The sequence below is a fragment of the Xylocopilactobacillus apicola genome (assembly GCF_033095985.1).
GTDB classification, from domain to species: Bacteria; Bacillota; Bacilli; order Lactobacillales; family Lactobacillaceae; genus Xylocopilactobacillus; species Xylocopilactobacillus apicola.
In genome coordinates this window covers 890,158-903,912 of record NZ_AP026802.1, presented here as the reverse complement: position 1 = coordinate 903,912, position 13,755 = coordinate 890,158, and the positions used below count along the sequence as shown (strand labels likewise).

The window sequence follows — 13,755 nt, the reverse complement described above, 5'->3', positions numbered from 1 at the left end:
TGCTTAAACCTTCGTAATTGGGGCAAACCTAACCATTAATCGCTTAATACCAACATCTTGCCCAAAAGCCACGTCAATTTCTTGATCATCACCAGCGCCGCTTACTTGAACGACTGTACCTGGCCCCCATTTTTTATGTTCTATTTTATCACCAACCTGATAATTATCGTTATTATGCGCCTTTTGTTCAACCTTGGGAGCACGATAACCCGAACGATAATTGGACCTGGCTGGCTGTCTACGAGCATAACCTACCGATTCATCATTTGACCCCCCAGAAGAATTAAAGTCCTTCACCGTTTTATCAATTTCTTCAATGAAGCGCGAAGGTCGATTCATTTGCGTTCTTCCGTAAAGGACTCGCTGATTGGCATAAATCAAATAAAGAATTTTTTTTGCTCGCGTAATCCCCACATAGGCTAATCGTCGTTCCTCTTCCATCCCTGTGCCTTCAATAATTGATCGCTGAAGTGGAAAAAGTCCTTCTTCCATTCCAATTAAAAAAACAACCGGAAATTCAAGCCCCTTAGCCGCATGTAGAGTCATTAAAGAGACGCTATTATTCTTTTCGTCATCGTCTTGATCGGTAACCAATGCTAAATCGGTTAAAAAATTAACTAGCTGATTATCCGTTAAATTTTCAAATGCTGGGTCTGAAGATTTTTCATCAAAATTTTTGGTTACTGAAAGAAATTCTTCAAGATTATCAACCCGAGCCTCAGATTCAGGATCATTTTGCTGCTGATAAGAATTTTTATAGCCAGTTTGAGTATAAATATCTTCGATTAAATCAGTTATACTCATTTGGTTATTGTCCATTGCCTCATGCCATTTGCTAATCATTTGATGAAATTTAAGTAATTCGGTAGTTGGCTTTTTACTCAAACCTAACTCATCAGCGTGACCATAAGCGCTAAATTCACTTATGCCTTGCATATCCGCATAAGAGCGAATTTTCTCTAACGTCATATTTCCGATCCCTCTTTTAGGAACATTAATAATTCGCTGAAGACTATAAATATCATCCGGGTTAGCAATGACTTTTAAATAGCTAATTACATCTAAAATTTCTTTTCGCTCGTAGTAACGTTTGCCCCCAAATAGTTGATAAGGGATACTTGATTTTAAAAGAGTTTCTTCAATTGTCCGCGATTGCGCATTAGTCCGAAATAAAATCCCAAAATCCCCATATTTGTAGCCGTGATTTTTCATTTGAGTTTGAATTTGGTCAACTACAAAAGTTGCTTCTTCATTTTCATTTTGCGCTGCAAAAAGATGAATTTTCTCTCCTTGGTCGTTTTGGGTCCACAAATTCTTTTTAATTCGCTCTAAATTATTATCAATAACGTTATTAGCTGCATGCAAGATGTTGCCTGTAGAACGATAATTTTGTTCCAATAAAATCACTTGCGCTTTAGGGTAATCATTTTGGAAGTTAAGAATATTCTTCATGTTAGCGCCACGCCAACCATAAATTGACTGATCTGCATCTCCAACAACGCAAACATTTTTATTTTTTTGAGCCAAAAGCGTAGTCAAAACATACTGTGCATGGTTGGTATCCTGATATTCATCAACATGGATATATTGATAACGATCTTGATATTGTTCAAGGGTTGCTGGAAAATCTTGAAAAAGTTTGACAGTTAACATAATTAAGTCATCAAAATCTAAGGTTTGATACTCTTTTAACCGCTTTTCATATTCTTCAAAAACTGAAGCCACTTTTTGGGTAAAAAAATCATCTGCTGATCTAGCAAATTGTTTAGCATTGATGAGTTCATTTTTTTGTTTAGAGATTTGTTCGAGAAAAGCACGCGGTGGAAATTTAGTCGAATCAATGTTAAAATCCTTCAAAATATTTTTGATTAGCGCTAAAGACTCGCTAGTATCAGCAATATTAAAGGATTTACTATAACCCAATTGATTAATTTCTCTTCTTAAAATTCGGACACACAACGAATGAAACGTAGATACTGTTACACTCATTCCAGTAGAACCAAGGATTTGTTCAACACGATCTTTCATTTCATTTGCAGCTTTATTAGTAAAAGTGATCGCCAAAATATTCCATGGTGCAACATTTTTTTGTTCAACTAAATAGGCGATTCGATGCGTTAAAACCCGGGTTTTCCCCGAACCTGCTCCTGCCATAATCAAAAGCGGACCTTCAGTAGTTTCGATGGCCTCGGCTTGTTTATTATTCATATTTTCAACTAAATTTTTTGCTTTTTTCATTAAGATTCAAATAACTCCTGCGGTAAATTCCAAATATCTGTATTAGATAACCTTTCGTATATTTCTGTAAAATTATCACCCTTTATAGTGAGATAACCTGCAGTATCTAACGGGTTTTTCCAGCGGCTTGGATAAAAGACAAAATCCCAATCAGGTTTAATTATTAACTGGGTATAAATATCATCTAAACGTGCCTGTTTAAAATAAACGTTAATTCCATTTCCAAAATTTTTGATTGGAGGAATCGGTAAGCCAAGATTGGCTTTTAAATACAATTCTTCTTGCGATTTACCAATCATTATCCGATAAAGATTCCCAAATTTTCGCAATCCCTCAGAAACGCTTTTAACATACAGCATGCCATTTTTTGCTTTATAGAACTCAACTGAAATTGCACCCATAAAAGCTTCCTTATTGGCAATGCCGGTCGCAATTCGTTTCATTTCCATCAAATCGGCCTGACTAACATTCCCAAGATTAGAAATTGACGTTTGCAGTTCAAAATGTTCATCATAAAAATTTCTAACCACAGGTAAAACGTTAATTTCAACATTTTGTGAACGACTTTTAAATACAACCAAGCCAAACTCTGCTTCAATCTCGATTTTAGCTTCAACAAAAAAAGAAAAATTTTGAATGAGGTCAGCAACCTGATTAAGGTCATCCAAATCATTTAAAACATAATATTGTTTTCGAGGTAGTTTTTGAATCGGCTTTAAAATTAAAGGAAATCCGATACTTTCCGTTTGCATTACCAAATCGTCAAACGAAACTGCAGTTGCATTAGGCACGGTATTTAAATTAAGATCATTGAGAAAAAGCGAATTTAAATAGTGATCTTGCGAAAGAGATAAAAGATTTGAGCCTTGAGGAACATAATAATGTTCAGCTAAATACTGTGCAGCAAAAGGATTAATATAACTATTTTCAAGGATAATTACATCACTTACTGTTGCAAAAGGATCTAGTCTATTCCGATCAGTAATTTTACCAGTAAACCTATAATCAGCTAAAGTAATTGCCGGAGAATTACTAATCTCAGAAAAGACAGCAACTTGGTATCCCATTTGTTTTAACTGTAAAGTCATCTGAAAGGAATCGAGCCCGCCGCCTAAAACACCTACTACTGAGCCAGGGAAGAAAACATTTGTCACGATCTTAAACCCACTTTTCTTTATTTATCATATTGATTTAACTTATATTTTTCGATAATTTTGATTAACTTAGTTGCATACGCCGGATCGGTTGCATATCCCGCCCGATACATGGCTTCACTGGCCTCATGATAATCTTGGGCCTTTAATACCTCTTGATATTGATTGTTATTCCAAGAAGTTCCATTCTTCAATAGCTTGGCGTGATCTTCCATCGATTCCTCCAAGCTACGGTATACCCTAAATTTGGCTTTTTTCTCAATCCAATGTCCATCTTCAAATTCCTTTGTCTTTAATTCAATTGTATCAGAGCCCTCACCGCCTTTAATTCCAAAATAATTGTTATATTTGGCTGACAAACTGCTGCGCCCCCAATCACTTTCAAGACATGCTTGAGCGATCGTAATACTTGGCAAAATGTGGTATTCTTTTTGAATTTCCTGAGCAATTGGTGCAATTTTCACAATAAATTTCTTGCGTTCTTTATCTTCTTTTTCCCGCGCCAATTTCTCATTGTCTTTTGGCTCCTGCCGTCTTTCGTTGTTGCTTTGATCTTGCGATAATTCAGTTAAATCACGGTGAAATGCGTTTAACGAAAACCCCAGAAGGAAGAACAGAACTGCTAATGTTAGAAAGAGAAATGATAATTTTTTTGTTTTTTTCATCAGATAAATCTATAATTTTTTCTATTAAACTAGTATATACTAATCAATCAGTCATTACTAAATGATTTGGATTAAACAGATTTTACGGCAAAAATTCATTTCCGCCAATCCCATCAAAATATTATCAATAACTAGTTGACTGTTATACAATAATTGTAATTCATAGAAAGGAACGGCAAAAGTTTAATTACTGCTTTTTGCTCCATTGTAACGTCATGGAGCTGTCGTGGAATAATAAATGAAAAAAAATATTATAAAAATTTTTAATACAGATCTCGCCTTACCCATAATTTTTACAATTTTGGTTTGGGTAAAATCACTGATCGCATATCTTCTTGATTTTTCTTTAGGGATCACTGATCCGCTGCAAATTATTTTATTAATTATCAATCCTCTACCGTTAGCTTTTTTGATTTTTCTTCTTCCTTTATTTTTTAAAAAGAATTGGGTTCAAGAAACTTTCATGTTTCTTTTATTAGTAGCAGAGTCTGCTTTGATCCTTTTTAATGTCATATACTACCGTGAATTCACTGATTTTATGACCGTAAATACTATTTTAGGATACTCAAAAGTGTCCGAAGGTCTCTCGGCCAGCTCAATTAACCTAGTTAAGCCTCATGATATTTTTTATGTTATCGATCTTTTGATCATTTTAGGAATACTTTTAAGAAAACTTTTTAAACATCAACCTTTTCGCTCTTTAAACACGTCTAATAGCCCCCAAAAATCAATCAATAAAAAAAGTCTCTTAGCGCTTATTTCCTGCTCAATGGTTGGATTTTTTGCTGTTTTATCACTAAGTGAAATCGATCGACCTCAACTGCTACTTAGAACTTTTGATCGAAATTACATTGTCAAATACCTCGGTTTAGATGCCTTTACCTTTTATGACGGATTTAAAACCGTCCAAAATAAAAATGTTAACGTTAATAAAATTCCGAAGAATTTAAATACAGTGATATCTTACAACAAGAAAAATTATATTGCTCCAAACGTCAAATATTATGGGAAAGCTAAGGGGAAAAATGTATTTATTATTCATTTGGAAAGTTTTCAGCAGTTCTTGCTTAATTATGAACTCAATGGACAAGAGGTAACACCTTTTCTCAATTCACTTATAAAAGATAAAAATGTAATTTCTTTTGATAATTTCTTCCATGAAGTTGGCGGTGGTAAAACCTCTGACGCTGAAACAATGCTTGAAACTGGTACTTTTGGTCTTTCACAGGGTTCGTTTTTCAGCTCGATTGCTCAAAATAATACGATCCAAGCAGCTCCTGCAATCTTAGCACAAAACGGCAACTATACTTCAGCAGTTTTTCATGGTGACTCAGCCGGATTTTGGAATCGTAACAATGTCTATAAAAATTTAGGTTACGACTATTTTTTCTATAGCGATTATTACTACCAGACTCCAACTTCAAAAGTAGGAATGGGAACTAAAGATAAGTTGCTTTTTGGAGAAAGCATTAAATACCTCGAACACTTACCTCAACCATTTTATGCCAAATTCATCACTGTAACTAATCACACTCCGTTTACACTTGATGAAGCGGTTGACAATTTTCCTCTCGCTGACACCAATGATCAAGTAGTTAATCACTACTTCCGAACTGCTCACTATCTAGACTCTTCTTTCGAAGAATTTTTTAATTATCTCAAAAATACTGGATTATTAAAGAAGTCTATCATCGTAATTTATGGTGATCATTTCGGCATCTCTAACGATCGCAATAAAAAACTGGCCCCTCTACTGAATAAATCGCCTGAAGAATGGACAAAATACGATAATGCAATGCTTCAGCGCGTGCCTTTCATTATTTACGATCAAGGTATCAAAGGAGGAGTTAATCATACGTTTGGTGGTGAAATTGACGTTTTACCAACCCTTCTCCATTTGCTGGGAGTTGATACTAAAAATTTTGTTCAATTGGGACAAGATTTACTTAGTCCAAAACATCAACAAGTAGTTGCATTTCGTAACCATAATTTTGTAACTCCTAAATATACTTTTTATGATGGAAAGTATTATGACACAATAACCGGAGAGCTCCTTGAGCCTGATGAAACACAAAAAAAAGAACTTCAAAGCATTCAAAAGCAGGTTAATGATAAACTTAACGCTTCAGATTTAATAAACAATTCAAATCTCTTGCGTTACTATACTCCACCTGAATTCAAACCAGTTAATCCTAAAAATTATCATTATACAAATCAATACTCGCGTCTACTTGACCAAGAAGCCAAAGATAGATTTACTAATAAAAGTCTATTTATTGATAATTCGATGAATTCAACGATCTCTGAATTTCAAACTACCGAACCAGAGTTAATAAATAATCCAAATGAGTTAACAGTTCCGCCTAAAACCATCAAAAATCAAAAGATCAAAAAATAAAAAAAATAAACTAAGCAACATTCATATTTTTTTCATATATTTTTTTTAAAATGAAATCATTGAGAAGTGGAATATGATAATGTTGAAAAGAAGTTTTTCCGGTTTAAGATTTTATTTTAAATTGTATTTAAATCTAGTTAGCGCAATGACGATTTTCTTTGTGCTAGTTTTTGCTGCTTATTTAATAATTATCAATAATCAAGCACGTCAACGTATTCTTACCGCTAGATTTCATGATTTATCAGGTAAGCCAGTCAAGCAATTATCCAATTATGTCAACGAAAGCTTCACTAATTTAAATTCGATCTACTACCTAATTATCTCTGCTTTAATTTTGATGTTTGCAGTCGTGTTTATTTGGAATATTTTTAATCTACTTCACAAAAGAGATTCCGAACTAAAATCCTACTTCGTCATTGGAAAATCAACGTCGCGTCTCATTTGTCAGTTGTTAATCGAATTATTAATGATAATTTTAATAAGCATGTTGTTCGCATCAATAGTTATTTTCCTTTTACTACCATTTTTTAAAACTACTGCAAACAATATAAATGCGAATTTTTTTGATTATATAATGAATCGAGTGGTTACAAATAATCTCGGGAATGAAACAAGTGAGTTACAGATTATTAAAAAAGCGCTCTCCAACAATACAATTTCAATGTATAATGTAGATAATATTTTCTTGATTCCTACTGAATTAATTACTCTAAATTTTTCAAAGTTAATCCATACTCTAATAATTACGGTAATTGGAATTATTGGGCTTTGTACAGCTACTTTAGCCCTATTTTTTAAAAAAAGAGGTCAAAACTATTTTGTTAGCCAGCAACAATAAAAAAGGGGCAAGCATTATTTTTAATCAAGAATCAAACTTCAAAAGTTTATTTAATCAATATTTTTCTGACACTAATTATGGTTTTATTTTTGCAGATAATACATCAATCATCCCCTATCTATCAGGCTTAGATAATATTTTTTTGATGGTATCAAAAAAAACTGTTCAAAAAAAGAAACCCCAATTAATTGACTCAATTAACCAAAAATCCTTTGTTCAAAATCAAGCAATTTTTTTGGCTCCCTTTGAAAAAATTTTAATCCAATATTACCGTTTAGTGACACAAGATAAACAACAAATTATTACTGACTGTTTTGCAGATAATCTTTCGATTAACGAACAGAGGAAGTTAATTGAAGAATTTTCCTATCTCAACAATCTTTATGAAATCAAACAAACAATTATCGTAAATTAGTGAATGTCTGATATACTTGGTTTAAAGAGAATGAAAGGGGATAATATTTTGGACGACCAAGATATCGAAATTAAAGGTATTCTAAGCACCGAAGAACTTTTTACACAGGCTTCAAAAATCTATGCTCAAACAGATCTGTATCCTGAGTCAACAAAGAAAGTTGGATTAATCGTAGCAATCACTCCCCAAGGCAGACAAACACTTGATGCTTTTTCTAGTGATAATACAATTAAAGCAAAAAACTCTGTTATTTTAGAGAGGATTGTTAAAAAGAAGGAATTTGATGTAATTACATATAAAAACACCGAAAAAATATATGCTGTTGTTTCAGCGGAAAGGGATGAAGAAAATTGGTTGAACTTATTATAATTGCTGCTGCTGTAGTAATCCTAATTGGATTTATTAGTTATTCTTACCGCAAAGTACCGATTAATAAAGCGTTGAGCGTTTCTGGGGCATTTTTGAAGCAGCCCAAAATCATTGTCGGTGGAGCAACGGTTGTCGTCCCGTTTCTTCAAATAGCCAACATTATCGACATGTCTCAATTTACTTTAAAAGTTAGCGTTGAAGATGCCAACACAGATAGTCAGGTCCCGCTTGATATTGAAGGAACGGCAACACTTAGAATTGGTAATACCTCTGAAATGGTCCGCAGTGCCATGCAAAGTTTTTTAACCTTGAAGGATGACGAACGTAATGAACAAATCGTCGAAGTTGTAAAAGGACAAATTCGAGGGGTTTTGGGTAAAATGCAGCCTGAAGACGTTTCTAATAAGCGGGATGCTTTTGCTTCCCAAGTACAAGAGTCAGTCGGCCCTATCCTTGCTAAAATGGGAATTGAAATTGTTTCAGTTCAAATTTCTAAAGTTGCTGACAAAAACGGTTATATTGATTCTCTTTACGTTAAGGAAGTCGCCGACCGCAAATCAGAAGCAAAACAAAATGAAGCAATCGCCGCTGCTCGAGCTAGAAAGGTCGCAGCAGAGCAAAATTCCTTAGCTAACCAGGCCGAACAGGAATCTGAGCAGAATATTGCTGTTCAAAACAAAGAAACTGCGGTAAAAAAAGCCCAGTTGAAAAAAGAACAGGATGAACAAACTGCCATCGCAGATCAGGCCTATCCGTTATCGAAAGCTCAGCAAGAAAAGGCTGTTAACGAGGCACAAGGAGCTGCAAATGTTGCCAAAGCTGAACAAGACGCCAAATTAGCTGCTCAACAAGTAGCAATTAACGAAAGTAAATATCAATCAGAAATTACAGCCAAAGCCAAAGCGGAAGCAGCAGCTAAAGTTGAACAAGCAAGTGCTGACGCTAATGTTACTAAGATCAACGCCAACGCTGAAGCTGAAAAAATTAGTAATCTTGGAAATGCTGAAGCTGATATTATTGCCAAAAAAGGTTTAGCGGAAGCAGAGGCAATCAGTAAACGAGGAAATGCTTACGCAAACAACGGACAGCTTCTTTTAACTAATGAGTTTATTAAACAACTGCCAGACGTAATCGGCGCGTACGCTAAACCATTATCTGAAGTTAAAAATATGAATGTTTACGACGGAGCTCAAGGCGTGACCGGACAAAGCGCAGTTGCTTTACAACAAATGATTTCGATGGTTAAAGACACTACCGGGTTAGATTTACAGGAGTTAATTAAGGCCAAAGGATATGGTACGATCACTGTCGATACAAGTAACAAAACGGCCGAAAGTGTAAAATCTATCGCAAAGTCTCTTCAAAAACCAGTAAAACCAAATAAAACCGATAAATCTTAATACCAAAAAAGGCAATTATATCCATTTGTAATCGCCTTTTTTATTTTAGTTTTTAAACGAGTGGATCGGAGCAGGAATAAATCCACCTCTTTCAATAAAAACCGAGCTTTTTTCTTTGTGGATCTGCATAATCGGTGCATCTCCTAAAAGTCCACCCATCGGATAAACATCTCCTACTTTTGCGTCGGGTACTGGAATAATGCGAACGGCTGTAGTTTTATTGTTTTGTACACCTATCGCTGCTTCATCAGCAATAATTGCCGCAATTGTAGTTGCAGGGGTATCTCCTGGAATTGCGATCATATCAAGACCAACTGAACAAACTGACGTCATTGCCTCCAATTTATCGATATTTAAAACCCCAGATTCAACCGAATCAATCATTCCTGCATCTTCTGAAACTGGAATAAAAGCTCCAGATAAACCACCAACCCGAAGGCTAGCCATCACTCCTCCCTTTTTAACCGCGTCGTTAAGCATCATTAAAGCCGCGGTCGTTCCGTGAGTTCCAACAACTTCAAGGCCCATTGTTTCCAAAATTTCAGCGACTGAATCTCCACGGGATGGAGTCGGAGCCAAAGATAAATCAACAATTCCAAAAGATCTATTAAGCCTTTTTGCAGCTTCACTGCCGATAAATTGACCCAAGCGAGTAATTTTATATGCCGTTTTTTTAATAGTTTCATACACTTGATCAATCGACGCATCTTTAGGTAATCTTTCAATTGCCCGTCTAACCACTCCCGGGCCAGAAATTCCAATATTGATTGTTGCATCACCTTCACTAACCCCATGATAAGCTCCAGCCATAAAAGGATTATCTTCAACAGAATTAGCAAAAACAACCAACTTTGAATTTCCCATCGGATCTTTAGCAGCAATATTTTTTATTGTTTGACCCATCCTAGCTACAGCGTCCAAATTTATGCCTGCTTTAGTCGAACCAATGTTAACCGAAGAATTTAAAATATCTGTTTCTGTTAAAACTTCTGGTAATGAATCAATTAAACTTTCATCACCATGACTTAAATTTTTTTGGACAAGCGCGCTATAACCACCTACAAAATCAACCCCGACTTCTTTTCCAGCCCGATCAATTGCCTTAGCATAATTTAACATTTCACAAGATTTGGCATGTCCAACAACTAAGGATACAGGTGTAATACTGATTCGCTTATTGGTAATCGGAATTCCATATTCATTTTCTAAATCATTAGCGGTTTTTACCAAATGTTTCGCATAACTCGTGATTTTGTCATAAATATTTTTAGCAGCTATTTTAGGGTCATCACTGACACAATCTAAAAGTGAAATTCCCATCGTAATTGTCCTGATATCCAAATGTTCATCTCTGACCATTCGGATCATTTCTAAAATTTGTGTTTTTTCCATCTAGATATTAGCCATTGCATTGAAAATATCTTCTCTTTGAACATTAATTTCCACGCCTAAAGCCTTCCCTTCTTCCATCAATTCTTTTTTTAATTGTATGAATTCAATGTTAGATTCTCCCATATCTGCAGACATAATCATTGTAAACATACCTTGCATAATTGTTTGAGAAACATCTAAAATATTAACTTGCTTTTGAGCTAATTTTTGAGAAATACCTGCAATAATTCCAGGCCGATCTTGACCTAATACTGTGATTACAATTTTAACCATTATCTTCCTCTCCATCCGGGAACAATAAAGTGAAGGTTGTTCCTTGATCGATTTTACTTTGAACCTCTATTTCTCCACCATGTAGCTTAACAAGCTGTTGGACAATGGAGAGTCCTAAGCCAGATTCCCCATATTTTGTATTTTTTCTAGAAGGATCGGCTTTATAATAACGATCCCAAATATTTTTAGTTTGCTCCTCGGTCATTCCAATACCTGTATCACTGATTGTCACTTTAGTCTCTTTAAAGCCGCGTTCATTTTTGAGCGTAATATTTCCGTCTTTAGTGAACTGTATTGCGTTATTGGCAATGTTAATTACAACCTCTACAAAACGATCATAATCAGCATAAATCGGGATTTTTTTCGCCGATTCATGCTCGGGGAGGTATTTGATCGTATCTCCTGATTCAGCAGCCTTTTTTTCCAATTGAAACGCAATATTCTGAAGGGCTTCTGTACTATCAAAAGTCGTTTTATTCAATTTGATCTGATTGGTCCGAATCCGTTCATAATCCAGGTTTTCATTAACTAGTTTAATTAAACGTGAGGTCTCTTTTCGCATTAGATCAATGCTTTTTCCTTTTTCCTCCTCAGGAATCGCATCATAGGCAAGGCCTTCTAGTAAACCATTAATAGTCGTAAGTGGAGTGCGCATCTCATGGGCAGCATCTGCCATAAATTGGCGTCGCCGTTCTTCTTGCCTTTCAATCTCCAAATTGGCTTCTTTTAAGTTTTTACTCATATTATTAAAATCATGACTTAAGCCATTTAATTCATCTTTAGTATTGGTGACTGGAATAACTACATCATAGTTACCTGCCGAGATTTCTTTGGTCGCTCGTCGCATTCGATTGATTCTTCTTGACTGAAGATTAGAAAGTAAATAAATGATCACAACTGCTACTGCACTGGAAATTACAATTGCCAATAATAAATTTGATTCAATATTTTGAATATTTTTTTGAACACCCTGAACCGAAGAAGTTACAGCAATAACACAAAGCAATTTATTGTTATAAAAATAAGGTTTATAAATTGCTGTTTGATCGATATGCTGGCGTTCTGTCGGAACTGTCTTCTTGGGCGTTTTTGAAACCCTAATTGTCTTGCCGTTTAACAACTGATTCCAGGTACTTCCTGAAATACTTGAAATTGCCCCCGCATTTGTTGGAAAAATAGGCAAATTTTCTGAATTGTAAATAACAAAGTGGACATCTTGACTAATCAGTAAATTCTGCATTTCCAAAATGAAGGTTCGATTAGGCTGCAAAACATTCCCAATCCGATTCCAACCATTCTCCTGTAGTGCATCAGCATAACTTTCCAACTGAGTCCAGGTATTACTATAAACTAGTCGACGAGTCGATTGAATAAAGGAAACACTAGTAATAACCAACGTAATCGTAAGTAAGGTTACAAAAGAAATTATCTGTTGATAAATTATTTTCATTTATCTGAACTATTTTCTGTATCATCAAATTTATAACCGACTCCCCAAACTGTTTGAATAATTTGAGGGCCTGATTTTTCAATTTTTTGACGCAATTTTTTGATATGAGCATCAACAGTTCTTTCATCGCCGAAGTATTCATAATCCCAAACTTGCTGAAGTAACTGTTCTCGAGAGTAAACTTGTTTCGGGTTTGTGGCAAGAGTGTGCAAAAGATCAAACTCTTTTGGGGTTAATCCCTCAATCGGCTTACCATCAAGAAATGCTTCTCGAGTTTTAATATTCATTTGAAAACGACCCGTATCAATATCAAACTCTTTTTTAGCATCATTTTGAGCTTCTTCCTTTGCCCCATCGTCGCTAATTTTACTACGCCGATGTAATGCTTTAATCCGCGCAATCAAAGTAATTGGCGAAAAAGGCTTAGTTACATAATCATCTGCTCCCAACTCAAGACCTAAAACCTGATCACTTTCTGAATCTCTTGCAGTAAGCATGATTAAAGGTACAGTTTTCGATTTTTCTCTAATTTCTTGTGCCACTTGCATGCCGTCTTTACCAGGCAAATTAAGATCAAGCGTGACCAAGTCAAAAGAATCAGGATTAGCATTGAATTTCTCAACTGCATCGATTCCATCGTAAGAAAAAACTACTTCCCAACCTTCTTTTTTAAAAAACATACTCATCATCTCTGAAACAGACTTATTATCTTCAATCATTAATATCTTCATTTTCTTAGACCTTTTTCTAACTTAATTTTTTGACGTTCCCTTTCGTCTAAATTTTGATATCCAATCGGAAACTTATTTTCTTTTTTTAACTTAGTAGTTAACTTTTGCTCCACAAATGCGTAATAAAAAAGGATTAAAAACATTTCGGCAAAGATCCATACGTATATTAGTCGATCTAGTTTGACAAAGTGAATCATAATTCCTAAACCAATTTGTCCTAAACCGCATAAAAGTAAATATAGTTTAGCAATTTTTTGTGCGTAACGATAGATAGCCTCATCCAATCCCGCCAGATATGAATAATAGCCATAAATTTTAATCTCCCGACGAGGTTTAATAATTTGAAAAATCACTGCCAAACCAACCATAATTGAACCGCAATAGATAAATATCATTTAATATCCTTGTAAAATATAATCCTTTCATCTATAA

At 34.9% G+C, this 13,755-nt stretch carries 13 protein-coding genes; 5 read left to right on the top strand and 8 right to left on the bottom strand.

Translation table 11 applies throughout. The features are described 5' to 3' along the window. Nucleotides 1-3 precede the first annotated feature (3 nt). The 3 genes from pcrA to R8495_RS04520 are packed head-to-tail and all read right to left on the bottom strand — an operon-like array spanning nucleotide 4 to nucleotide 4,057. Entirely contained in the window at nucleotides 4-2,238 is a 2,235-nt protein-coding gene (gene pcrA, locus R8495_RS04530; protein ID WP_317636355.1) for a DNA helicase PcrA, read from the bottom strand. Beyond that, entirely contained in the window at nucleotides 2,238-3,392 is a 1,155-nt protein-coding gene (locus tag R8495_RS04525) for an ATP-grasp domain-containing protein (protein WP_317636354.1), read from the bottom strand. Before R8495_RS04525 ends, pcrA begins: the two co-directional genes overlap by 1 nt. 20 nt (nucleotides 3,393-3,412) lie before the next feature. Continuing rightward, the gene (locus R8495_RS04520) at nucleotides 3,413-4,057 is read right to left on the bottom strand and encodes a glycoside hydrolase family 73 protein (RefSeq protein WP_317636353.1); all 645 of its coding nucleotides are present in this window, start codon (nucleotides 4,055-4,057) and stop codon (nucleotides 3,413-3,415) included. Between the two features lie 238 nt (nucleotides 4,058-4,295). On the opposite strand from R8495_RS04520, the gene R8495_RS04515 reads away from it, so the two are divergent. The 5 genes from R8495_RS04515 (at nucleotide 4,296) to R8495_RS04495 (ending at nucleotide 9,477) form a co-directional block, all read left to right on the top strand. Further along, nucleotides 4,296-6,455 carry an LTA synthase family protein gene (locus R8495_RS04515; protein ID WP_317636352.1) on the top strand — a complete coding sequence of 720 codons (2,160 nt, stop codon included), beginning with the start codon at nucleotides 4,296-4,298 and terminating at the stop codon, nucleotides 6,453-6,455. Between the two features lie 79 nt (nucleotides 6,456-6,534). Beyond that, entirely contained in the window at nucleotides 6,535-7,293 is a 759-nt protein-coding gene (locus R8495_RS04510) for an FtsX-like permease family protein (protein WP_317636351.1), read from the top strand. Then, complete coding sequence (locus R8495_RS04505) at nucleotides 7,274-7,708, top strand: hypothetical protein (protein ID WP_317636350.1); 435 nt, start codon at nucleotides 7,274-7,276, stop codon at nucleotides 7,706-7,708. The genes R8495_RS04510 and R8495_RS04505 overlap by 20 nt, the downstream gene beginning before the upstream one ends. A gap of 48 nt (nucleotides 7,709-7,756) precedes the next feature. Then, the gene (locus tag R8495_RS04500; RefSeq protein ID WP_317636349.1) at nucleotides 7,757-8,077 is read left to right on the top strand and encodes a hypothetical protein; all 321 of its coding nucleotides are present in this window, start codon (nucleotides 7,757-7,759) and stop codon (nucleotides 8,075-8,077) included. Beyond that, nucleotides 8,059-9,477, top strand: coding sequence for a flotillin family protein (locus R8495_RS04495; RefSeq protein WP_317636348.1), 1,419 nt, complete (start codon nucleotides 8,059-8,061; stop codon nucleotides 9,475-9,477). The genes R8495_RS04500 and R8495_RS04495 overlap by 19 nt, the downstream gene beginning before the upstream one ends. 45 nt (nucleotides 9,478-9,522) lie before the next feature. Here the strand turns inward: R8495_RS04495 and R8495_RS04490 are convergent, their stop codons facing one another. Genes R8495_RS04490 through R8495_RS04470 form a run of 5 tightly spaced genes read right to left on the bottom strand, consistent with a single transcriptional unit; the run spans nucleotide 9,523 to nucleotide 13,718 of the window. Beyond that, nucleotides 9,523-10,869, bottom strand: coding sequence for a PFL family protein (locus R8495_RS04490; protein ID WP_317636347.1), 1,347 nt, complete (start codon nucleotides 10,867-10,869; stop codon nucleotides 9,523-9,525). Beyond that, nucleotides 10,870-11,142 (bottom strand): ACT domain-containing protein, encoded by a 273-nt coding sequence (locus R8495_RS04485; RefSeq protein ID WP_317636346.1) that lies wholly within the window; start codon nucleotides 11,140-11,142, stop codon nucleotides 10,870-10,872. It abuts the gene before it with no gap. Next, nucleotides 11,135-12,592, bottom strand: a complete 1,458-nt coding sequence (locus R8495_RS04480) for a sensor histidine kinase (protein WP_317636345.1) — start codon at nucleotides 12,590-12,592, stop codon at nucleotides 11,135-11,137. The genes R8495_RS04485 and R8495_RS04480 overlap by 8 nt, the downstream gene beginning before the upstream one ends. Further along, the gene (locus R8495_RS04475; RefSeq protein ID WP_317636344.1) at nucleotides 12,589-13,323 is read right to left on the bottom strand and encodes a winged helix-turn-helix domain-containing protein; all 735 of its coding nucleotides are present in this window, start codon (nucleotides 13,321-13,323) and stop codon (nucleotides 12,589-12,591) included. The genes R8495_RS04480 and R8495_RS04475 overlap by 4 nt, the downstream gene beginning before the upstream one ends. Beyond that, complete coding sequence (locus R8495_RS04470; protein WP_317636343.1) at nucleotides 13,320-13,718, bottom strand: hypothetical protein; 399 nt, start codon at nucleotides 13,716-13,718, stop codon at nucleotides 13,320-13,322. Before R8495_RS04470 ends, R8495_RS04475 begins: the two co-directional genes overlap by 4 nt. Nucleotides 13,719-13,755: the final 37 nt, after the last annotated feature.

Coding starts and splice junctions, on each gene's coding strand:
- pcrA (WP_317636355.1), bottom strand. CDS start 2,238: ATGAAAAAAGCAAAAAATTTAGTTGAAAATATGAATAATAAACAAGCC.
- R8495_RS04520 (WP_317636353.1), bottom strand. CDS start 4,057: ATGAAAAAAACAAAAAAATTATCATTTCTCTTTCTAACATTAGCAGTT.
- R8495_RS04515 (WP_317636352.1), top strand. CDS start 4,296: ATGAAAAAAAATATTATAAAAATTTTTAATACAGATCTCGCCTTACCC.
- R8495_RS04510 (WP_317636351.1), top strand. CDS start 6,535: ATGTTGAAAAGAAGTTTTTCCGGTTTAAGATTTTATTTTAAATTGTAT.
- R8495_RS04490 (WP_317636347.1), bottom strand. CDS start 10,869: ATGGAAAAAACACAAATTTTAGAAATGATCCGAATGGTCAGAGATGAA.
- R8495_RS04485 (WP_317636346.1), bottom strand. CDS start 11,142: ATGGTTAAAATTGTAATCACAGTATTAGGTCAAGATCGGCCTGGAATT.
- R8495_RS04480 (WP_317636345.1), bottom strand. CDS start 12,592: ATGAAAATAATTTATCAACAGATAATTTCTTTTGTAACCTTACTTACG.
- R8495_RS04475 (WP_317636344.1), bottom strand. CDS start 13,323: ATGAAGATATTAATGATTGAAGATAATAAGTCTGTTTCAGAGATGATG.
- R8495_RS04470 (WP_317636343.1), bottom strand. CDS start 13,718: ATGATATTTATCTATTGCGGTTCAATTATGGTTGGTTTGGCAGTGATT.